General features: G+C 64.3%; 16 protein-coding genes. 11 read left to right on the top strand and 5 right to left on the bottom strand.

All coding sequences use genetic code 11. From position 1 onward, the window contains the following. Positions 1-17: 17 nt before the first annotated feature. Complete coding sequence (locus ACXR2W_RS11320) at positions 18-1115, top strand: linear amide C-N hydrolase (protein ID WP_458816160.1); 1098 nt, start codon at positions 18-20, stop codon at positions 1113-1115. Positions 1116-1457: 342 nt separating this feature from the next. Here ACXR2W_RS11320 and ACXR2W_RS11315 read toward each other — a convergent pair whose 3' ends face one another. Together ACXR2W_RS11315 and ACXR2W_RS11310 are read right to left on the bottom strand one after the other, a co-directional pair. Continuing rightward, positions 1458-2426, bottom strand: a complete 969-nt coding sequence (locus ACXR2W_RS11315; protein ID WP_458816158.1) for a DMT family protein — start codon at positions 2424-2426, stop codon at positions 1458-1460. Positions 2427-2464: 38 nt separating this feature from the next. After that, the gene (locus ACXR2W_RS11310) at positions 2465-3121 is read right to left on the bottom strand and encodes a hypothetical protein (RefSeq protein WP_458816156.1); all 657 of its coding nucleotides are present in this window, start codon (positions 3119-3121) and stop codon (positions 2465-2467) included. A 56-nt stretch (positions 3122-3177) separates the two neighbouring features. Between ACXR2W_RS11310 and ACXR2W_RS11305 the strand changes: the two genes are divergently transcribed. Then, a complete protein-coding gene (locus ACXR2W_RS11305) occupies positions 3178-3735 on the top strand; it encodes a HEAT repeat domain-containing protein (protein ID WP_458816154.1) in 558 nt (185 codons plus the stop codon). Positions 3736-3747: 12 nt separating this feature from the next. Then, positions 3748-4551: a hypothetical protein gene (locus ACXR2W_RS11300; protein ID WP_458816152.1), complete on the top strand. Its 804-nt coding sequence runs from the start codon at positions 3748-3750 to the stop codon at positions 4549-4551. A gap of 24 nt (positions 4552-4575) precedes the next feature. On the opposite strand, the gene ACXR2W_RS11295 is transcribed toward ACXR2W_RS11300, so the two are convergent. Then, positions 4576-5445, bottom strand: a complete 870-nt coding sequence (locus ACXR2W_RS11295; RefSeq protein WP_458816150.1) for a GNAT family N-acetyltransferase — start codon at positions 5443-5445, stop codon at positions 4576-4578. Between the two features lie 138 nt (positions 5446-5583). On the opposite strand from ACXR2W_RS11295, the gene ACXR2W_RS11290 reads away from it, so the two are divergent. The 3 genes from ACXR2W_RS11290 to ACXR2W_RS11280 are packed head-to-tail and all read left to right on the top strand — an operon-like array spanning position 5584 to position 8329. Beyond that, a complete protein-coding gene (locus ACXR2W_RS11290; RefSeq protein WP_458816148.1) occupies positions 5584-6729 on the top strand; it encodes an acyl-CoA dehydrogenase family protein in 1146 nt (381 codons plus the stop codon). 18 nt (positions 6730-6747) lie between these two features. Beyond that, complete coding sequence (gene mmsB, locus ACXR2W_RS11285) at positions 6748-7653, top strand: 3-hydroxyisobutyrate dehydrogenase (protein ID WP_458816146.1); 906 nt, start codon at positions 6748-6750, stop codon at positions 7651-7653. Between the two features lie 31 nt (positions 7654-7684). Next, positions 7685-8329: an SDR family oxidoreductase gene (locus tag ACXR2W_RS11280; RefSeq protein WP_458816144.1), complete on the top strand. Its 645-nt coding sequence runs from the start codon at positions 7685-7687 to the stop codon at positions 8327-8329. Between the two features lie 8 nt (positions 8330-8337). Here the strand turns inward: ACXR2W_RS11280 and ACXR2W_RS11275 are convergent, their stop codons facing one another. Further along, positions 8338-8718, bottom strand: coding sequence for an ankyrin repeat domain-containing protein (locus tag ACXR2W_RS11275; RefSeq protein ID WP_458816142.1), 381 nt, complete (start codon positions 8716-8718; stop codon positions 8338-8340). A 210-nt stretch (positions 8719-8928) separates the two neighbouring features. Here ACXR2W_RS11275 and ACXR2W_RS11270 point away from each other — a divergent pair, with 210 nt between their 5' ends. The 3 genes from ACXR2W_RS11270 to ACXR2W_RS11260 all read left to right on the top strand — a co-directional run bounded on the left by ACXR2W_RS11270 (position 8929) and on the right by ACXR2W_RS11260 (position 12153). Then, positions 8929-10002, top strand: a complete 1074-nt coding sequence (locus ACXR2W_RS11270; RefSeq protein ID WP_458816140.1) for a 2,3-butanediol dehydrogenase — start codon at positions 8929-8931, stop codon at positions 10000-10002. An 89-nt stretch (positions 10003-10091) separates the two neighbouring features. Next, a complete protein-coding gene (locus ACXR2W_RS11265) occupies positions 10092-10562 on the top strand; it encodes an HD domain-containing protein (protein ID WP_458816138.1) in 471 nt (156 codons plus the stop codon). A 223-nt stretch (positions 10563-10785) separates the two neighbouring features. Further along, entirely contained in the window at positions 10786-12153 is a 1368-nt protein-coding gene (locus tag ACXR2W_RS11260; protein ID WP_458816136.1) for a trimethylamine monooxygenase, read from the top strand. On the opposite strand, the gene ACXR2W_RS11255 is transcribed toward ACXR2W_RS11260, so the two are convergent. Next, complete coding sequence (locus ACXR2W_RS11255; protein ID WP_458816134.1) at positions 12143-14599, bottom strand: helix-turn-helix transcriptional regulator; 2457 nt, start codon at positions 14597-14599, stop codon at positions 12143-12145. The genes ACXR2W_RS11260 and ACXR2W_RS11255 overlap by 11 nt on opposite strands. A 369-nt stretch (positions 14600-14968) precedes the next feature. Here ACXR2W_RS11255 and ACXR2W_RS11250 point away from each other — a divergent pair, with 369 nt between their 5' ends. Together ACXR2W_RS11250 and ACXR2W_RS11245 are read left to right on the top strand one after the other, a co-directional pair. Further along, positions 14969-18319 carry a choice-of-anchor G family protein gene (locus ACXR2W_RS11250; RefSeq protein ID WP_458816132.1) on the top strand — a complete coding sequence of 1117 codons (3351 nt, stop codon included), beginning with the start codon at positions 14969-14971 and terminating at the stop codon, positions 18317-18319. 354 nt (positions 18320-18673) lie between these two features. Beyond that, positions 18674-21415, top strand: coding sequence for an S-layer homology domain-containing protein (locus ACXR2W_RS11245; RefSeq protein ID WP_489948851.1), 2742 nt, complete (start codon positions 18674-18676; stop codon positions 21413-21415). The last annotated feature ends 43 nt before the right edge of the window (positions 21416-21458 follow it).

Here is a 21458-nt window from a genome sequence, read left to right as displayed (position 1 = left end):
CGAAAGGACCCACACACATGTGCACACGAGTTCTCTGGCCCGACGCTAACGGCGCCGTCATTGTTGGCCGCAACATGGACTTTCACATGGACCTACTGTCGAACCTGTGGAAGATGCCGCGCGGCATCGAACGCAAGGACGGCGCGAACGGCAACCTGAACTGGAAGGCCAAGTACGGCAGCGTCATCGCGACCGCGTTCGACCTCATCGCCACCGACGGCATGAACGAAGAGGGGCTCGCAGGTCACATTCTGTGGCTCGCTGAGTCCGACTATGGCAAGCCCGGCGCCTCAGATGCGCAGCTGAGCCAGGCAGTATGGCTGCAGTATTACCTCGATAACTTTGCAACCGTTGCTGAGGCCGTCGAATGGACGAACAGCTCTGAGGTGCAGGTGACCCAGCTGTTCGACCCGACCGGTCACCTGGTGCCCACGCTGCACCTCGCACTCAACGACGCGACGGGCGACTCGGCGATCATCGAGTACACGAGCGGCAAGCCCACCGTCTACCACAGCCGCGAGTACAAGGTGATGACGAACTCACCCACTTTCGACAAGCAGCTCGAGCTCGTCAAGGAGATTGAGGGTCTGGGGGGCGACAAGCCGCTGCCGGGCTCAACGCTCGCGAGCGACCGTTTCGCGCGTGCCTCGTACTACGTCGAGCACCAGGTGCAGCCGAAGACTCAGCTGCAGGCGATGGCGGCGATGTTCAGCATTATTCGTAACGCTGCGCAGCCGTTCCGTACGCCCGAGGCCGGTAAGCCCGACGCCTCGCAGACGATCTGGCAGGTCGTCGCCGACATGACGAACAAGCGCTACGCGTTCGAGTCGACCACACGCCCCAACATTGTGTGGGTCGACTTCAACGAGATGAGCTTTGCTGAGGGGTCGAAGATTCTCAAGCTCGACCTGGTGAGCAAGCTGTCGCTCGAGGGTGGTCTTGCGGGCAACGTGAGCCACAAGTTCCACGAGGTCGACGACCTGGGCATGGGCGTCATCTCGGCGGGCGTCGAGGCGCTCGAATTCGTGGCGAAGAAGCAAGACGAGTTCAAGGAGCTCGGCAAGATGCTCGGCGCACTCGGCATCGGCAAGGCCAAGGCTAAGGCAGACGCCTAACTGAGTTGACGAGGCGGCGGGGGAGCGTGAAGGCGCCCCCGCCGCTTTTGTCGTCTCAACGCATCGGCGTGCGCGGGGGAGGGAGACTGCGGCCGCCGCTCTCCGGTCGCGTCGGCTTCGCCGCCGCTCCTGCCAGACCCAAGCAATCGGCGTGCGCGGGGCAGGGAGGCTGGGGCCGCCGCTCTCCGGTCGCGTCGGCTTCGCCGCCGCTCCTGCCAGACCCAACCAATCGGCGGCCCCAGCCTCCCTGCCCCGCGCGTTCCTTCTCGTGATCCTGCGCGACGTAGGAGTCGCAGGATCCAGCAGACAATCAGCCCGCACAGATGCGGGCCCCGAGACGTCTTACTGAGCGGGGTTTTGATCCGGAGCGACCTGGGCGGTGCCCTGACCTGGTGCTGCACCAGTCGTGGCCGGCTGAGCGGGCGGTGCGTCTTCGGCGCGCGAGAGTCTCAGCACACCGTACATCGCGATTGCGCCGGTCACAGCGATCGCGCCGAGCGACCACAGCGGCGCGTTCGCGGCCTCGTGCAGAATCACGATGCCCAGCAGCACCGCGATGGCGGGGTCGATGACCGTGAGGCCCGCGACCACGACGTCAGACGAGTTGCAGGTGTACGCGGTCTGCACGAAGTACGTTGAGAGCACCGAGGCGACCGCGATGCCCACCAGGCAGGCGAGCGTGAGGTATCCCTCGTAGTCGAGCTTGAAATGGTGGCCGCCCAGTAGCGCCTGAATGCGCAGCAGCACGGTCTTGCCAAGGGTCGCGACGAACGCCGAGAACACGCCGCCAATGACCACGTACAGCACCGGAAATCGCGAGGTGGCGCTGTGCGCGAAGATGCGGATCAGCGCCGAGATGAGCAGCACGCCACCGAGCGTCGACAGCACCGCGACCAGCTGGCCGTCGGTGATAGTGCTCTGGCCGCTAATCTTTGCGGCAACCGCGACATAGCCGATCACGCCGATGAGCGTGACGATGATCGCATTTATCACCGCGCGCGACGGCTTCTTGCCCGAGATGCGCGCGTTCAAGAACACCGCAAACACGAGCGCGAGCACGCCGATCGGCTGTACCAGCATGATGGGGGCGAATGCGAGGCTGCCCATTTGCAGCAGAATCGCCACGCCAAACGCAGCGGTGCCGAGTAACCACACGGGGGTGCGCACAAGCCGCAGGAAGAATCCGCGGCCCTTGGGCTGTTCAGATGCGAGGGCTACGCCGCGGCTCTGCCAAATGTTTCCGTACGAGAGCACGCCAGCTGAGAGGATGGCGAGGGCGATACCCAGCAGGTGAAGGCCGTTGACGTGCACAGTTGGATCCCCTCGACAGTGACAGGTGTACCGCTAGCCTATGGGGTGGCAGCGCCGAGCACTTCGCGGCTCGCTGACTCACACACGTCGAGAAACGCGTTGAGTTCGGCGGCGGTGATGTTAGCGGGGGCGAGTGTCGAAACGTAGAGGTCTTGGCCGATCGTCTCGACCGTGAGGGTGCGGGTGGTCCTACTGGGATCGGCGCCAGGCGTAGCGTAAAGCGGCGCGCTGTCGGCTGCTGGGCAGCTCACCGTGCGCACCAGCGGCTGCAGCGAAGCGGGCGCATGAATGCGAAACACTAAGTCGGTGCGCAGCCCAGTGGGGCTAACCGCGCGGGGCGTGTGGGTCTGCCACAGTTCGAGGCCAGTGGGGGTGTCGTGCAGCAGGCCAGCCACTCCCAGCATGCTCACGGCGCGCGCGCCAATCGGCGGGCACACCGCGGGCATATGGTCGGGGTCAACCCGTGGCGCGTCGCCGCCAATGAGGGCGAGGCCGGTGCGCTCGGCAAAGTCGATGAAAAACGGCTCGTAACCGATATCGATGCGCAGCGCGCGGCTTCGGCGGCCGCTACGGCCCAGCGTGAGCGCCGAGCAAACGCTGCGTACGGCGCGCGCGAGCGGTGACGCATCGTCGGTGGCCGTGACGCTCAGCGCGGTGCGGGGCAGCGAATACGGTGCAACACCAGAGGAATCCATGGGCTCAGTATAGGCAGCGGTGGCCGCCATTCAGTCGGAGCACGTAGGCTGAGGGGGTGCCTCATCAATCAGCTGCAGACTCATCGCATCCCGCCGTTCCCGTAAGCATCTCACCCAAACTTCGTATGGAAGTGGCCGTGAAGTACTACGGCGAAGCCGAAGTGATCGACCGTGCACTGTCACTGATGGACGGCAACAACGAGGGCGAAGACTTTCTGCTGTTTGTGGGTGGTGAGCACGCGCAGGGCATTCTCGATGGCGCACCTGTGCTGTACTGGCCCGAACTGTGGGGGCTGCGTGCGCTGCTCTACGTGTGGCACGACAAGGCGACGCCCGCCGTGGTCAACGCCCTGCACAACACTGCCTGGCGCGTGCGCGAGATGGCTGCCCGAGTGATCGCCGCCCGCGAGCTTCCCGCCGCGACCGAACTCACCGAGCTGCTGGGTGACGACACCCCGCGCGTGCGCATCGCCGCGGCGCGCGCGCTCGGCGCCGTGGGCAAGCTCGACAACGTCGAAGACGTTCGGCCGCTGCTGAAGGACTCACAGGTCGAGGTGCGTCGCGCCGCTCAGCAGGGCATTGACGCGTTGCGCGCACGCTCACCCCGCAGTTAATCAAGATTGCTCGTGCCTCGTTTCTCGCGCAGCACGCGCTTTACCGTCACCAAGGTGCGAGACCCGCGGGTGCGGGTACCGCGCGGCTATGACGAAGCGAACATACGCTGGGGCGGTCTGGTGTTGGCCCTCACACCGCTGGTGGCCGTGATCGCTGTCGCGGCAGGCTACGCCGCCGCCGACGAAACGCGGCGGCCGGTGCTGGTCGTGTTCGCTGTGGCGCTGACGGGCGTGCTGCTGACGCTAATCGGGGGGTTGGCCCCGATCCGGAGCGTACGCCGAGGCACGGTACGCGCTGCACGCAGCGGGCCGCTTCGGCTCGTGAGCCGAGGCTATGGCGGGCGCCTGCAGCTCGCCGCGGCCGCATGTTTTGGGGGCGCCGCGGCGCTGGTCGCGAGGCCACTGCTGGTGCCGGGTGTGCCCGAGGTGATGGGGGTGTTTGGGTCGCCCGCGAGCGCGATCGTGCTCACCCTGCTTGCGCTGCTGGTTGCGGGCATCGCCGCGTTTCAGGCCGTGGAGCCCCCGGGTCTGAGGCTCGACGAGCACGGCCTCTGGCTGCAGAGGCACTTCACTGCGCACCTGCTCGCGTGGCACGACATCGAACGGGTTACGACCCATCTCGACGGCAATATTGCCTCCCTCGAGGTGCATCTGAGGCGCGGCCATGAGGTGCGGGTGCTGCCGCAGCATTTTGGCTCGGACGCCTACCTCGCAGCCGAGATCGTCAGCTACTTTCTGGGCACACCGGGCGCGCGAGCCGCGCTGTACGACCCGGCGCAGGCCCTCGCACTGGTGCTCAAGCTCAGTTCAGACTGAGACGCAGGGCGAGGGCGACTGCGCCTACTCGATCACGAGCGAGCGCGTCAGCAGCCGCAGCACCCGCCTGAAACCGAGGCCCGCGAGGGTCTCGCGCCACGCCGGATCACACGACGCATCGAGCGCCACGAGCACCGAAGACGCGCCCGCCGCCGCGAACGGCGCGAGCGCTGCCTCAAGCGCGGCACCGTCGGCCGCATAGTCGGGCTCGGGCTGCAGGCCTACGAGCACCTCAGAGGTCACCCAAATGTCATCGGGCCCCTCTTCAAGCCCAATCGCGAAGAGCTCTGACCCCTCGTCGAGCAGATCACCGAGGCGATCATCATCGATCTCGCGAGCGTTCGATGCCGCCCCGGTCGCTGCATTCGATGCCGGATCAGGGCGCAGCCACGTTTCGCCCATCTCCACGAATCCGGCACGCGCATAGAAATCGTCGGCTGACTCGGTGCCAGCGAGCACCTCGAGTGCGCTCGCCTGGGCGCCCCACTGCTCGATGCCCTCGGACTCGGCTTCTTCGAGCAACCAGCCGCCGAGGCCCTGCCCGCGCATCTCGGGTAGAACGGCCAGGCTCTCGAGGGTGACGACGGGGCCATCGCTCACCTCGTCAATGGGATCGTCGGCGTAGGCGAGAGCGTAGCCGATGACCTGCTCGCCCTGGCGCGCCACCAGCACAAACGCCGGCTGACGTTCGAACACGCGCTCGTAGCGTGCGAGCCGCAGTGGCCAGCTCTCTCGCACCGGTTGCAGTGAGAGCCCCGCAGCGCCTGCGGTGGGCAACGTGTCGAGCACGGCGTCCCACACGGGCTGCACATCGGGCAGCAGCTCGGGGCCGCCCAGGTCAACGCGAATGGGAGCAGAAGAGGAACGGGAGCTGGAGTGCTGGGCATCACGCATGACAGCGAGTGTACCGGCGCGCGCTGATCGCGGCCCTGGTCAAGCTCCCACCACCTCGATACGATGGAGGCACTCAGAGCGACGAAGCTCAGCACTCTCGCCGATGCGGCGGCGCTCACCCAAAGATGGGGGTGCGTGATGATCGACCTTCGCCGTCTCACCGAAGAGCAGCAGGCGCTGCGTGATACGGTGCGCCACTTCTCTGACACAGCGCTCGCGCCGTATGCGAACGAGCGCGACCAGCAGAAGATTTTTCCGCTCGACGTGTTTGCCGCGGCCGGTGAGATTGGGCTCGGCGGCATCTACACGCGTGAAGAGTACGGCGGATCAGGTCTCACCCGCGCAGACACGGCGATCATCTTCGAAGAGTTGGGGCGAGGGGACCCCTCAGTGGCCGCCTACATCTCCATTCACAACATGGTCGTGTGGATGATCGACACGTTTGGTGACGACGCACAGCGCGCCCAGTGGCTTCCCCGGCTCGCACCGATGCGCGAACTTTCGAGCTACTGCCTCACCGAACCGGGCGCCGGCTCTGACGCGGCGGCACTCACCACGACCGCGCACCGCGACGGCGACGACTACGTTCTGAACGGGGCAAAACAGTTCATCTCGGGCGCGGGCGCCGCCCAGCTCTACGTGGTGATGGCGCGCACCGGAGGCCCGGGAGCGCAGGGCGTGAGCGCGATTCTCGTGCCAGAGGGCACCCCGGGGCTGAGTTTTGGTGCGCTAGAAAAGAAGATGGGATGGAACGCGCAGCCCACCCGCGCCGTCAACTTCGACGGTGTGCGCGTGCCCGTCACCAACCGCCTCGGCGAAGAGGGCCAGGGGTTCTCGATGGCGATGCAGGGACTCAACGGTGGGCGGCTCAACATCGCCGCCTGCGCACTCGGCGGTGCACAGTGGGCGCTTGAACAGTCGATCCGGTACTTGAGTGCACGCGAAGCGTTTGGTGCGCCGCTCGCCACGAAGCAGGCGCTCATTTTTAGGCTCGCAGACATGGAGACCGAGTTACAGGCTGCACGTTTGATGCTCGCCCGCGCGGCCGAAGCGCTCGATGCCGGGCACCCGCAGGTGGCCGCCGTGTGTGCCATGGCGAAACGCTTTGTCACCGACGCCGCGTTCACCGCGGCTAACTCGGCGCTGCAGCTGCACGGCGGGTACGGGTACCTCGCCGAGTACGGCATCGAACGGGTGGTGCGCGACCTGCGCGTGCACCAGATCCTCGAGGGAACCAACGAGATCATGAATGTGATCATCGGCCGCTCCCTGCTTGACGAATAGACAAAGAGGAGTAGCGCCATGACGAATATTGCTGTGATTGGGCTTGGGCACATGGGGGCGCCGATGGCCGCAAACCTCGTGACCGCGGGGTACGAGGTGACGGGCTTCGACCTGGCGCCCGCCGCGCTCGCCGCCGCGCACGCCCGCGGGGTGCGTGCGGCGCAGTCGGCGCGCGAGGCGGTGATCGGCGCCGACGTTGTGCTCACGATGCTGCAGACGGGGCGCAGCGTGATCGCACTGTTTGAGGGCGGTCTGCTTGACGCGGCGCCGCCCAACACGCTGTTTATCGAGGCATCGACCATCTCGGTTGAAGACGCCCGTGCAGCCCACGCGCTCGCGCTCGCCGGCGGGCACCGCAGCATTGACGCGCCGGTGTCTGGCGGCGTCGTGGGGGCCGAGGCTGCAACCCTCGCTTTTATGGTGGGCGGTTCTGCTGAGGACTATGCAGCGGCGCTGCCGGTGCTTGAGGCGATGGGGCAGCGCATCGTGCACTGCGGCGGCCCGGGTCTCGGGCAGGCCGCGAAGGTGTGCAACAACCTCATTCTGGGCGCGTCGATGATCGCCGTGAGTGAGGCGTTTGTGCTGGGCGAAAAGCTGGGGCTCACTCACGAGGCGCTGTACGAGGTGGCGTCGAACGCTTCAGGCCAGTGCTGGGCGCTCACCACGAACTGCCCGGTGCCCGGGCCGGTGCCGTCGAGCCCGGCGAACCACCACTATGAGCCGGGATTTGCGGCCACGCTGATGGCAAAGGATCTGGGCTTAGCCGAGGCCGCGCTCGACCACGTGGGTGTCGACGCGCAGCTCGGGCGGCTCGCGAGCACGCTCTACCGGGCCTTTGCAGACGGGGCGGGCGAGGGGCTCGACTTCTCGGCGATCATTCACGATGTGCGCGCACGCAGCGCGGGTGGTGCCGCGAGTGGCTGACTTTTTGCTGCCGTGAGGCTACGCTGCCGGTATGACTCGAGTGATTCTCTTTGGTGGACACGGCAAGATCGCGCTACTTACTGAGCCGCTGCTCGCGGGCCGCGGCGACGAGGTGACCGCGATCATTCGCAATCCGGATCACGCCGCAGCCGTTCGGGCGGCGGGTGCCGTGCCGCTCGTGGCAGACGTTGAGACGCTCGACACGGCCGCGCTGGCTGAGCTGATGGCGGGTCATGACGCGGTCGTGTGGTCGGCCGGGGCGGGCGGGGGTAACCCCGCGCGAACACTTGCGGTCGACCGTGACGCGGCGATACGCAGCATGGACGCGGCGGCACTGGCGGGCGCAAAGCGCTACGTTATGGTCTCGTACTTCGGTGCGTCAAAGAACCACGGAATCGATGCGGCTCACTCGTTTTGGACCTATGCCGAGGCGAAGGCAGCGGCAGACGAGCATTTGCGGGCCACTGACCTGGACTGGACGGTGCTGGGGCCAAGCACGCTCACGCAGGCGCCGGCGAGTGCCGGAATCGACGTGCAGGCCGAGCGCGCTGGGCATGTTTCCCGTGAAACAGTGGCCCGCGTGATCGCGGCCACCCTGAGTGATGCGACGACGATCGGTCGCACAATCAGGTTCAACGACGGCGACACTGCAATCGCCGAGGCGCTGCACGCCTAGCCCAGTGCTTAGCCCAGCGCGACGCCAAACATCTCGGCGGTGGCGCGGGCCGACGGCGTGCCCGCGTCGAGGTTGGCCCCCGCCGCGATGAGTGCCGTGATGACCTCGGTGTGGCGCTTAAAGATCGCCCCCGCGATAGGGGTTTGGCCGCGATCGTTAAGCCTGTCAACATCGGCGCCGCGCTGCACCAGCTCGGTCACGAGGCCAACGTGGCCGTGGTACGCGGCGAGCATGAGCAGCGTGCTGCCCTTTTCGTCAGTGAGGTCTGCGGGCACGCCCTGGTCGATTGCGGTCGCTACAAAAACGGTATCGCCGCCGCGTGCTCCGTCGAAGAGGCGGTGTGCAAACTCTAGGGCGTCGCCCTGCAGCCCTGTGGTCGGTTCAGTCATGCCACCATTCTTGCTGATCCGGAGCTCGCGTGCGCGAAGCCGAGCCGCGATCGGCCCGCGACCGCGCCCGATCGGCCCGCGGGCCCTCACCGGCCCTCACCTGAAGCATCCAGCCCATACCAAGGGGTTGCGCAATCCGCTCAATGAGAGTGGAGTGGAGGTGAGGGCCGCGGGGCCACCGTGCGCCTGTCACGAGGTGAGGAGTGGACCATGCGCGCAGCACGCTACTACGACAGAAAAGATATTCGTATCGAGGATGTGCCCGAGCCCGAGCTACGGCCGGGGGCAGTCGCCATTGACGTGGCCTGGTGCGGAATCTGCGGCACGGACCTACACGAGTACCTCGAGGGCCCCATTTTTGTGCCGCCCGCTGGCCACCCGCACCCCATTTCGGGGGAGAGTGCACCCATCACCCTCGGCCACGAGTTCTCGGGCACCGTCACCGCGCTCGGTGACGGGCTCAACGAAGGCCCTGACGGCCTCGCCGTGGGTGACCGCGTGGTCGTCGAGCCCTACATCATCGCCGACGGCGTCGACACGGGGCCGGGGCAGGAGTACCAGCTCTCGAAAGACATGAACTTCATTGGCCTGGGCGGGCGCGGCGGCGGGCTCGCCGAGAAGATCGTCGTCGATAGGCGCTGGGTGCACCCCATCGGTGACATGCCGCTCGACGAGGCCGCGCTGATCGAACCGCTCTCGGTGGCCCACCACGCATTCGTGCGCTCGGGCGCGCAGGCAGGCCAGGTCGCGATTGTTGGCGGCGCGGGCCCCATCGGATTGCTCACGGCGGCGGTGCTCAAAGCCAAAGGTCTCACCGTCTATATTTCTGAACTGTCTGAAGCGCGCAAAGAAAAGGCGCGGTCCACCGGCGTCGCAGACGATGTATTTGACCCGCGTGACGGCGACGTCGCCGAACGGGTACGTGCCCTCACCGGCGGCCGCGGCGCCGATGTCGGCTTCGAGTGCTCGTCGGTGCCCGTCGTGCTCGACATGCTCATCGACGCGGTACGCCCCGCTGGCATGCTCGTGAACGTCTCAATCTGGGGCCACAAGCCCGAGGTCGATATGCCGCGGCTCGTACTCAAGGAGCTCGACCTGCGCGGCACGATCGGCTACGCGAACGATCACCCCGCCACCATCGAGCTGGTGCGCAGCGGTGCTCTCTCGCTCGCTCCCTTTATTACGGGCCGGATCGGGCTGGGCGGGCTCATCGGTGAGGGCTTCGATCAGCTCATCAACCACAACGACAGGCACGTGAAAATTATTGTGAACCCGCGGGCGTAGGCGAATGCGCGGTGCTAGTTAGGGCGGTGCGGGTGTCGCGTACCGAAAGGGGCCGTGCCGCCCGGGCCACACCGTGACATGATCAAGGCATGACCGACAAAGCACAACTCACACACGATGACGCGGTGGCGCTCGCCGCCAGGGCAGAGGCGATCGCGACGATCTTGCACCGCGGTCAGGCCGACAAAAACGGCGACGACTACATCGAACATCCGCGCAGGGTGGCGGCGCGCTTCGACCCGTACACCGAACCGTTCGCGCACGCGGCCGCGTGGCTGCACGACACCGTTGAGGACTGCGACGTTTTGCCCGACGACCTGCGTGATGCTGGCATACCCGACGTGGTGGTCGACGTGGTGATACTCCTGACGCGTCGCCAGGGCGTGGCGGCAGACGACTATTACCGCGTGATTCGCCGTGACCCGGTCGCGTTGCACGTGAAACTTGCCGACATTGACGACAACACAGACCCCGCGCGCACAGCCCAGCTCGACGAGCACACCCGCGTGCGCCTCGCCAAGAAGTATGCACACGCACGCGCCGTGCTCCGAGGCGCCTAAGTTCGCGTCGACCATGTCGCCGCGCGCGACCTAGTACCTCGCGCGAAAAATCGCGAGAATTCCCAAAAAACCCGCAAGGGTTGCTATTTCTCGCGAGTATGAGAGAGTAAATAGGTGAACTTTTCTGCCAGCGCAATGAAGCGTGGCGTGTGTGAGCGCCCGACAGAGGGGTTTTTCGAGTGCAAAGTGCCCGGGGGAGATCCCACCGGCCAGAAAGGATGATGTGCAGCAGCGAAAAAGAATTGCGATTATCGGAGCGGGCCCCAGTGGGATGGCGGCACTGCGTGCGTTCGCGGCAGCGGAGGCCCAGGGAGACACGAACCCTGAAATCATTTGCTATGAGAAGCAAGACGACTGGGGTGGCCAGTGGAACTTCTCGTGGCGCACAGGCACCGACCACTACGGTGAGCCGGTCCACTCAAGCATGTACCGCAATCTCTGGTCGAACGGGCCCAAGGAAGCGCTCGAGTTCGCAGAGTACACCTTCGACGACCACTTCGGCAGGCCAATCTCGTCCTACCCTCCGCGCGAGGTGCTGTGGGACTACATCAACGGCCGAGCCATGCAGTCGGGCGTGAAAGATCGCGTACGTTTTGCCCACGCCGTGCGATGGGTTGACTACAACGAAGAGACCGAGAAGTTCACCGTCGTCGTCGACAACCTGCGCGCGAAGCAGTCAAAGCGCGAGGTCTTCGACGAGGTCATCGTCGCGACAGGTCACTTCGCCTTCCCTAACGTGCCCCACTTTAAGGGCATGGAGTCGTTCCCCGGCGAAGTGATCCACGCGCACGAGTTTCGTGGGGCTGAGCGTCTCGAAGGCAAGCGGGTACTGCTCATCGGAGGCTCATACTCGGCAGAAGACATCGGCGTGCAATCACACAAGATGGGCGCAAAGTCGGTCACGATGAGCTACCGCTCACAGCCGCAGGGTTTCGCATGGCCACAGGGCATGGAAGAGGTGCCCGAGATCGTCGGCTTCGACGGTCAGATCGCAACCTTCGTAGACGGTCAGACGCGCGAGTTCGACACGGTCATTCTCTGCACCGGCTACCTACACCACTACCCGTTCCTGCCGCGCGAGATGCACATCGACTCGCCCAACAACCTCTACCCAGAAGACCTCTACCGCGGTGTGGTCTGGCAGAAGAACCCCAAGCTCTTCTACCTGGGCGCGCAGGATCAGTGGTTCACGTTCAACATGTTTGATGCGCAGGCCTGGTACGTGCGTGACCTGATTCTTGGGCGCGCACAGTTGCCCAGTGAGGCAGAGCGTAAGCAGCATGAGAAGGCGTGGCACGACCGCTTCACAGCAATCAAGACCGACGCTGCGGCGGTGAAGTTTCAGGCCGACTATATTCGCGACCTGATCGAAGCGACCGACTACCCGATGTTCGATCTCGACGAGGTGGTGCGTACCTTCCTGTCGTGGCAGGGTGACAAACAGGTCAACATTCTCACCTACCGCGACCGCGCCTACCCGTCAGTTATGACGGGCACAATGGCCGCGCTCCACCACACCCCGTGGCTCGAAGAGTTCGATGACTCACGCGAGCGCTACCTTCAGGGCCCGCGTACGAGGGTTACGAAGTAGCGAGAAGGCTCGCGAGGTCATGCCGGTTGCGCGCGCCGAGCTTTGCTCGTGCGCGCGCAACGTGCGACTCGGCAGTGCGCACGCTGCACTGCATCTGATCTGCGATGTCTTTATTGCTGAGTCCGTCGGCCGCAAGCTGAGCGGCGTCGAGCTCGCGTGGCGTAAGCTCTGCGCGCTGGCTCGTTGCGGTGTTTGGCGGCGTAAACCAGGCCAGACGCTTTTTCGCAGCAGAGGTAATTCGGCGCTGCAGCTCTTCGCAGCGCGTGATGTTGGCGCTCGCGCGTCTACGCGCGTAAATGTCGTGCGCGCTTGCCGTGGCAGCGAGCGCGGGCCCCCAGAGCTCGCGCTTTTCGAGTGACTCAGCGACGCGCAATAGCTCGGCGGGGTTCTCGTCGGCATCGGCCTTCAGATGCCGCTGCACGAGTGTGAGCATGGGGATCCAGTCAGCGTCGAGATTAGTGGCGACACCTGGGCTTTGGCGTCCGAGCGGCGCGATCTGCTGCGGTGCTGGCGCAACGAGGTCGTGGCGCCCCGCGAAATATGCAAGGACCTGCTCGTGCACAGACAGTGAGCCCGCGACGGGGGTGTGAGGTGCGCGAAGGCGCGCGCCGACCTGGGCGATGGTCTTCTGCAGTCTTGTGGGAATGAATCGAGGCACGCGACGCTCGAACCGCGCCCACTCTGTAAGCGCGCGATCGATGTCACCGCAAGCCAGCGCTTCGGCTGCCGCGAGCATGTGGTTGGCCCAGATGATGTGGCGGTGCGGAGCCGGCATTCGGGAGATAATCTCGCGCAGCTGATCGGCGAGGCGGGCGTGTTGCGCCAGGAAGAACACGATCAGTCCCTCGGCGAGTACGACGGTCGCGACGATGTCACGCAACTCGACCGTCGAGTGCATAGTCGAGTTCGCGATGCGTGACGTGAGCTCGGCGAGTGTCAGGTCGCGCCGCGGCAGAAACCCGCGGCGCACCAGCTCGAATTCGAGCAGCAGCTCGGCCGCCAGGGCGATCTCGGGCACCTCATGAGTGACCGAAATTTCGTGCAGGCGCTCGGTATCAATCTCGGTAGCCTGCGTATCGTTCCACATCGTGAACACCTCGAGGGCCGCGCGCGCGGCGGGGTCGCTCAGCGTGCTCGCGCACGGATACAGCGGGTTGTCGGTGCTCAAACCCACCTCGGCGGCGAGACGCGCCTGCAGATACAGCTCGCCGAGCAGTTGGTTGCGTTCTGCGCTCGTGACGGCCTCGGGCTTGCGGTGCTTCGCGAGCACGTTCAGGCCTGCGAGGGGCGAGCTCAAGACAGCGGCGGTGCGCGCCTTCAACAGGGGGTTGAGCGATCCGGGGCCGGTGCCCGCGCGCAGCAGCAGCGCGCGGGCCTCGCCGCCCTCCCCAAAAGCGATCAGGTCACCAGCGATGCGGTGCAGCACCTCGGCGTGCGCGACGCGCGTATCGTCGCGCTCCATGTCTTCTGTGTGATTGAGCGCCCGCGCGCAAAAGTACGCGTCGTGCGGAGACAGCGGCAGGCCCAGTTCCTCCTGCGCAAGTAAGTGCCGGGCCGCACGCTCACGCACCGGATCAATGATGTCGGCTGATACCCGGGGCAGCGCCGCCGAGTAGATGCGGGGTACGCTGTAGAGTCCGGTGCGGCACTTCGTTTGGATCAGTACGGCGTGCTGCAGCAGGGTGTCGACGGCGGCGGAACCCACGAGGTCACGTGCGCCAGTGAGAGTGAGTGGGTCAACCTCTGAGAGGATCCACCCGGCGGCGGCGACCTCCAGTGTGAGCGGGCTCGTGAGCGATTCAGCGGCCCGCAGGTGGGGGAGGGCGAAGTCGCTGAGGCGCACACTCGAGATCGAGGGTGACGGAGTGAGCGTGATGCGTTCAGAAAGCGAGATCTGCAGGAGGTCGAGCGCCCAGCCTGGGCGACCCCACGCAAGCGACTGAATCGCGGTGATCGTCGCTGTGTCGAGGCTGCGCGGGCTTGAGTCGTGCAGCAGACGTGCGATTTCTTTGTCACTGAGTGCGGGCAGCTGCACGTGTCGTACCGTGTCGAGCGAGTGGCGTAGCGCGGGGGCAGCCTGCAGCGCGCGCATAAGTACAGCGTCGTAGGTGTCGCCTGTGGTTTGCTCGGCGATCATGCACAGCGAGCTGCCACCGTGCTCCCAGTGCTGTGCAAGAAGGTGTAGTACCTCGTCGCTCGCAGCCTCGAAATCATCGACAAGCAAAACAGTGTCAGCTGGAATGCCTGTTGGTAGGGGCTCGTCGTCGCGGCAGAAGATTGTGACGTGTGCGCGGCCTGCCTCGCTGAGAGTCGATGCCACTTCTTCGAGCGCGTGTGTGCGGCCCGAAGCGCTGGGGCCCGCGGCGAGGATCCCGCCGGGCTGCTCAAGCTGAATACCGAGATACGCGACGAGCGCGGCGCGCGTCTTGATGCTCTTGTTTGGCATGCTGCCCCCTGTTGACTAGGTACGCGTGTCTTGTACGGAGGTCAGCTTAGCTGAGTGCGTGCGTTGAATCTGGGGCTTTGCTCGAAGACGGCTTGGGATGTGTGCGTATTTGATCGGTAGTTGTGCGTAGTCACCCGCGCACTTTTGGGTTCACGTGTGCGTAGTGGGGTGGTAGTCCTTTCGCCTGTACGTAGAGAAGCTACAGATGTCAGTTGGTACGCAGATTGGTGGAGTGGGTGTAAATATTCCCCTACTCTTCGACACGGCGAGCGCGCACCCGTGCGGTGCGCTACGCAGACCGTTCCTCGCGGCAACTCATTTTCAATGAGTGCGGCCGTGCACCCGTCCTAGAAATCTGGGGGAATCAGATTGCATACCGAAACACAGGCGAAGCGGCTACGCCGCGGCGTGACGAAGGGGCTCACCCTCGGCACGGCCGCAGCGACAGCAATTGCATCGCTCATGCTCGCGCCCGCGGCAAACGCCGCAGACGTGACGCTCGATAACTCGAAGGCACCCTCGGCGGCACACGGCCAGGCGCTCGCGCTTGACGGGCTGGGCTTGCCGCTCCTGGGCGCAGCCGGCTCAACAAGCGAGTTTGGCGGCCAGCAGGGAGGCCTTTCTGGTCTTGACCTGTCAGTGCTCGGGCAAGAGATTGAGCTCGGCACGATTACGCTGCCGCTGCTGAAGGACCCGAACAACCCCAACAGCAATGGCCTCCTTGAGCTTGGTGATGCGAGCCTGTTGCGCGGCTATTCGGCTGCGAGCAAGAAGACGAGCGCAGTGGCTTCGTCTGGTTTGATCACCGATGAGGGTGCGCTGAACCTTGCGGGTGCCCCCAATGACGAGCTGAACGCTGCACGCGTTGACCTGACGGCGCTGCTCGACCAGCTGGGTCTTTCGGGTATTACCGACGGGATCATTGATGAGCTGAGCCTTGAGCTTGGTGCCGCGAGTGCGCGCGTCGAGAAGACCGACGAGAAGCTCTCCTCGCAGTACACGGTGGCGGGGCTTGAAGCCAACGTGGGCGCACCGCTCGTGGGCGGCGTGACCGACGGGCTCGACGGTGTCGTGAGCGCGCTCGGTGGCACGCTGAACGGTCTCGTGGGCAAGGGTGGCGTCGTTGACGGTGTGCTTGGCTCGCTGACGAAGGTCATCAACAGCATCAACATTCTGGGCATTGCAAAGCTCAAGTCGACTGGTATTGAGGCACAGGTCCATGGTCTCGACACGCTGGTGGACAACGTGCTCGACGAGCTGATTCGCACACCGCTGAGCAACAAGGATGGGTCGGTAAACGTCGACCTGCAGGCCGGCACGGTCTCGCTCGACCTCGCGGCTCTTGCCATGTCGGGCAACGGTTACGAAAACCTCAATGACCTGCCCGCGAACACGAGCCTGCTCAACGATAAGACCGTCACGGCGATCACCAACGGTGTTACCGAGGCGCTCCTGGGCGACGGCAATGCAAACTCGCTCGTGAACAAGCTCACCGCGATCCTCACTGATCACCTGTGGAACTCGGTGACGCTCAACATCAACATCAATGTTCAGGCATCGCTGCTGTTTGGCTTGCTGAATGTCGTGAAGGCTGACGTTGGAATCAACGGTTCGCTGGCTGAGTTCGCTGGCTACGATGGCCAGAAGTTGAAGGACGAGAACATTGAGATTGGTGCTGATCTGCTCGGCATTAAGCTCGGCGCGCTTGTCGATCCGATCGTAGGTGGGCTGCTCGAAGCTCTCGTGAACAACCTTGCAGGCCCGCTGCTCACCACCGTGACCAAGGACGTCATCGGTCAGGTACAGCCCCTCGTGTCAGGCCTCGTGTCAGGCCTCACTACGCCGCTGCTGCAGACCCTCGAACCCGTGCTCACCCAGGTGGCCACGGTGACGATTAACGATCAGCCCGCACAGGGCGATCTGGGTGCTGGCAGTCACACGACGAACGCACTCGCTGTGAAGGTTCTTCCCGCTCTCGGTAAGAACGCGGTCACCCTCGAGCTCGGCAACGCGAGCGTGAAGGCAGCCGACATTGTGACCTCGCTGACGGTGAGCCCCAACCCTGTAAAGCAGGGTGGCAAGGTCACTGTTAAGGGTGACGGCTACGGTGCGACTGAAAACGTAACACTCAAGTCGGCGCTTGGCGCAGACAAGACCATTAAGACCAACGCGAGCGGCGCATTCACCGCTGAGTGGGCTGTGCCCGCGAAGCAGGCTGTTGGCTCCGTGAAGTTCACGGCTACCGGCGTGACCAGCAAGCGCACCGCTACTGCAACCGTCAAGGTTGAGGCAGCGGGCACCGGCGCAAACGCCGGTGCGAACAGCAACGCGGGGGCGAGTGCGAAGGCTGATGCGAACGCGAATGCGTCGGCGTCGGCTTCGGCTGCTGCTGATGGGCAGGCGACGGCGGCGGCTCAGGCGGCGGCTCAGGCTGATGCGTCGTCGAAGGCGTCTGCGAAGGCGTCGGCGAACGCTCAGGCTGCGGCGAAGGCGGCGGCGAACCAGAACGCGTCGACGAATGCTTCGTCGAAGGCTGAGGCTGCGGCGAAGGCGTCGGCTCAGGCGGCGGCGAACTCGAAGAACGATTCGGATTCGGCTGCTGAGGGTACGGCTGCGGCGAATTCGAATGCGGGCGCGGCAGCGAAGGCGGCGGCGAACCAGAACGCGTCGACGAATGCTTCGTCGAAGGCTTCGGCGAACTCGAATGCCTCGGCGAGCTCGAAGGCTGATGCGAACGCGAACGCGTCGGCTTCGGCGGCGGCTGACTCGAAGGCGAACGCGGCGGCGAAGGCTGCAGCGATGGCTGATAACTCGTCGGACGCTTCGGCGAAGGCGACGGCGAAGGCGACGGCGACTGCGCAGGCGGCGGCTCAGGCGGCGGCGAAGGCTGCGGCGAAGGCGCAGGCTTCGACGAACGCTTCGACCAAGGCTCAGGCTTCGGCTCAGGCGGCGGCGCAGGCGGCAGCGCACTCGAAGGCTGATTCTGATTCGGCTGCGTCGGGTACGGCTCAGCAGTCGGCGACTGCTCAGGCTGCGGCAGCTGTTGCCGCGAATGCGAGCGCGTCGAGTGATGCTTCGGGTACGCCGGTTCCGCCGACGGCCGCGAAGTGTGATGTGACGAAGCCGCGTGCGAAGTCACCGTTCCTGGATGTGGCGACGGGTTACAAGTTCTACCCCGAGATTGATTGGATGCACTGCACCAAGCTGTCGACGGGTTGGAAGGTTTCGGGTGGTCATGAGTACCGCGCGAGCGCGGATATGACGCGTGAGGCGATGGCGGCGTTCATCTTCCGTATGCAGGCGCCGAAGAACTACAAGGCTCCGAAGAAGTCGCTGTTCAAGGACGTGAAGACGAACCACAAGTTCTACCGCGAGATCATGTGGATGAAGGAGTCGGGTATCTCGACGGGTTACGCTGACGGCACGTACCGCCCCGGTTCGAAGCTTGATCGTGATGCGATGGCGGCGTTCATTTTCCGTATCAATGCGCCGCGTAACTACGCTCCGAAGACGCAGAGCTTCTCTGACGTCGATAAGAACACGAAGTTCTACAAGGAGATCGAGTGGATGGGTACTGAGGGTCTGTCGAAGGGGTACTGGACTGCTGCTGGTCCTGAGTACCGTCCGAAGAATGGTCTGAGCCGTGAGGCGATGGCGGCGTTCCTCCAGCGTCTGGTTGACGAGTACTGGGTGGGCGTGATCCCGGGCGTCAAGAAGTAACCACTAAGCGCGCAAGCGCAATGAAAGCGGACTCTGAGGGTGTTCCTCAGGGTCCGCTTTTCCACGGTTAAGAACCGACATAGTTTTTCAACAGGTGAAAGTTAGGAAGATCAAGGTATGCGCCTAAATAGGCCAGATGGATCAGCACACGCACGAGGTACGGCATTTCGCCGGGGAGCGACCCAAGCACTTTCTGCCTGCGCGGTGGTCGCGCTGACGCTCGGCATGGGCGTAGCTGGAGCACAAGCCGTGGTTTCGCCGGGCATGCCGGTTTCGGCTGTAGCACCGGACGCAGCCTCGCCGATTGTGGCGGACGGTATCGCATCGGGGCAGATCGCTTCGAGTAATGACATCGTGAGCGTATCTAAGGGCAAGTACGTTATTGCCGGTCACGTTTGGAACGCGGGAGTCTCGACGCCTTCGACCGTTACGAACGACAAGACCGCAGTGCCAGAAGGCACGAGCGTCTTCGTTCAGTGGCAGGATAAAGACGGGTCAGTTTCGCCCATCTACACGGCAAAGACATCTGACCAGTTGTCTGGTGCAATGGGAGGCCCGGGCGCTTTCGCATTCAAGCTGCCGAGCTGGACCGACGCGTTTGGTAAGAACCACTACTTCACTGCAGATGCCAAGCAGCAGTACCGCTTGTGGGTTGAACCGATCACAAACCCTGCAACGGGTGGAGAACTCACCGCTATGCGCGTGGCTGATGGCATGACGCCATACCGGTTCGTGAAGGTCTCAAGTGGTGACGGCGCACTTGGCGCGGTTACGATCGCTGGCACGAATGTGCGCAACACTGGTGTGTTCCTCTACGAGAAGCCTCAGGCTCACATGCAGAGTGCGAACACGGTGGTTGATGACGCTGGCCCCGTAGCGCATCCCTCAGTGCAGACTGATGAAAAATATACCGTTTCGGGTACGGTCTGGCTCGAGACCGGTGCTGGTGATCGCAGCAATGTGGCTACCGGCCCTAACCAGAACCTGTCGCTCGGTGACGTGCCGGCCGCTGGCTACACGGTGTATGTGTCAATGCTGAACCGTGAGGGAGCTGCGGCGAACAAGGCGATCAAGGATCTTGATCGCAACGCACGTGCCGCGGCGACCAAGGAGATGCTTGTCGCGAATCCCGGTTACGTGGCGAAGACAGTGGCCGCTGTGACCGATGCCGAGGGTAACTACACAGCACGCGTCGGCGAAGGCTTCTGGGACTACGACAACATGTACACGTGGGTGGCTGACCCCGCGGGGAACATTGTCTCGAGCTACAGCTCATCGACTTTCCCCGCTTTTGGCAAGTACAACTCGACCCCGCTGTGGACGCCGCAGACGGTGCCGGCGCTCAACCCGGCGCTGCTTAACGTATACAACCGTAACCACGCTGTTGTGCCATTCGAGAACGCTAACATCGACGTCACAAACTTTGATGCGGTTGCTTCACCTGCGAGCCCGGGCGACACGGCCACGCTTGCACTGTCGGGCAACCTCACGCCCCTCGAGACCGTCGTGACCTGGCGTGATGCTGCGGGCAGCACCCTTGAGACCTGTGCGCCCATCACGTCGGCGCAGGACGTAGCGGCGTGCACGCTCACGGTGCCGAAGGATCTTGAAAAGGACGAAATGTACACCGCGACGCTGTGGGCCGGAGACATTCCGGTGAGCGCGGATTCATTCGCGGCTCGCGTTGATGGCGGCAACACGGGCGCTGATGCGAACGCGGGGGCGAACAGTAACGCGAATGCGTCGGCGTCGGCTTCGGCTGCTGCTGATGGGCAGGCGACGGCGGCGGCTCAGGCGGCGGCTCAGGCTGATGCGTCGTCGAAGGCGTCTGCGAAGGCGTCGGCGAACGCTCAGGCTGCGGCGAAGGCGGCGGCGAACCAGAACGCGTCGACGAATGCTTCGTCGAAGGCTGAGGCTGCGGCGAAGGCGTCGGCTCAGGCGGCGGCGAACTCGAAGAACGATTCGGATTCGGCTGCTGAGGGTACGGCTGCGGCGAATTCGAATGCGGGCGCGGCAGCGAAGGCGGCGGCGAACCAGAACGCGTCGACGAATGCTTCGTCGAAGGCTTCGGCGAACTCGAATGCCTCGGCGAGCTCGAAGGCTGATGCGAACGCGAACGCGTCGGCTTCGGCGGCGGCTGACTCGAAGGCGAACGCGGCGGCGAAGGCTGCAGCGATGGCTGATAACTCGTCGGACGCTTCGGCGAAGGCGACGGCGAAGGCGACGGCGACTGCGCAGGCGGCGGCTCAGGCGGCGGCGAAGGCTGCGGCGAAGGCGCAGGCTTCGACGAACGCTTCGACCAAGGCTCAGGCTTCGGCTCAGGCGGCGGCGCAGGCGGCAGCGCACTCGAAGGCTGATTCTGATTCGGCTGCGTCGGGTACGGCTCAGCAGTCGGCGACTGCTCAGGCTGCGGCAGCTGTTGCCGCGAATGCGAGCGCGTCGAGTGATGCTTCGGGTACGCCGGTTCCGCCGACGGCCGCGAAGTGTGATGTGACGAAGCCGCGTGCGAAGTCACCGTTCCTGGATGTGGCGACGGGTTACAAGTTCTACCCCGAGATTGATTGGATGCACTGCACCAAGCTGTCGACGGGTTGGAAGGTTTCGGGTGGTCATGAGTACCGCGCGAGCGCGGATATGACGCGTGAGGCGATGGCGGCGTTCATCTTCCGTATGCAGGCGCCGAAGAACTACAAGGCTCCGAAGAAGTCGCTGTTCAAGGACGTGAAGACGAACCACAAGTTCTACCGCGAGATCATGTGGATGAAGGAGTCGGGTATCTCGACGGGTTACGCTGACGGCACGTACCGCCCCGGTTCGAAGCTTGATCGTGATGCGATGGCGGCGTTCATTTTCCGTATCAATGCGCCGCGTAACTACGCTCCGAAGACGCAGAGCTTCTCTGACGTCGATAAGAACACGAAGTTCTACAAGGAGATCGAGTGGATGGGTACTGAGGGTCTGTCGAAGGGGTACTGGACTGCTGCTGGTCCTGAGTACCGTCCGAAGAATGGTCTGAGCCGTGAGGCGATGGCGGCGTTCCTCCAGCGTCTGGTTGACGAGTACTGGGTGGGCGTGATCCCGGGCGTCAAAAAGTAACCACTAGCAAGTAAAACCACTGCGGCCGGTTACACCCTTTGGG

Source organism: Leucobacter faecis (assembly GCF_054456695.2).
The sequence above is the reverse complement of the archived record's forward strand: the minus strand, read 5'-3'. Positions and strand labels throughout refer to the sequence as shown.

Excerpts from the sequence above, each read along its gene's own strand:
- ACXR2W_RS11320 (WP_458816160.1), top strand. The coding sequence starts at position 18 with ATGTGCACACGAGTTCTCTGGCCCGACGCTAACGGCGCCGTCATTGTT.
- ACXR2W_RS11310 (WP_458816156.1), bottom strand. The coding sequence starts at position 3,121 with ATGGATTCCTCTGGTGTTGCACCGTATTCGCTGCCCCGCACCGCGCTG.
- ACXR2W_RS11295 (WP_458816150.1), bottom strand. The coding sequence starts at position 5,445 with ATGCGTGATGCCCAGCACTCCAGCTCCCGTTCCTCTTCTGCTCCCATT.
- ACXR2W_RS11290 (WP_458816148.1), top strand. The coding sequence starts at position 5,584 with ATGATCGACCTTCGCCGTCTCACCGAAGAGCAGCAGGCGCTGCGTGAT.
- mmsB (WP_458816146.1), top strand. The coding sequence starts at position 6,748 with ATGACGAATATTGCTGTGATTGGGCTTGGGCACATGGGGGCGCCGATG.
- ACXR2W_RS11280 (WP_458816144.1), top strand. The coding sequence starts at position 7,685 with ATGACTCGAGTGATTCTCTTTGGTGGACACGGCAAGATCGCGCTACTT.
- ACXR2W_RS11275 (WP_458816142.1), bottom strand. The coding sequence starts at position 8,718 with ATGACTGAACCGACCACAGGGCTGCAGGGCGACGCCCTAGAGTTTGCA.
- ACXR2W_RS11270 (WP_458816140.1), top strand. The coding sequence starts at position 8,929 with ATGCGCGCAGCACGCTACTACGACAGAAAAGATATTCGTATCGAGGAT.
- ACXR2W_RS11265 (WP_458816138.1), top strand. The coding sequence starts at position 10,092 with ATGACCGACAAAGCACAACTCACACACGATGACGCGGTGGCGCTCGCC.
- ACXR2W_RS11255 (WP_458816134.1), bottom strand. The coding sequence starts at position 14,599 with ATGCCAAACAAGAGCATCAAGACGCGCGCCGCGCTCGTCGCGTATCTC.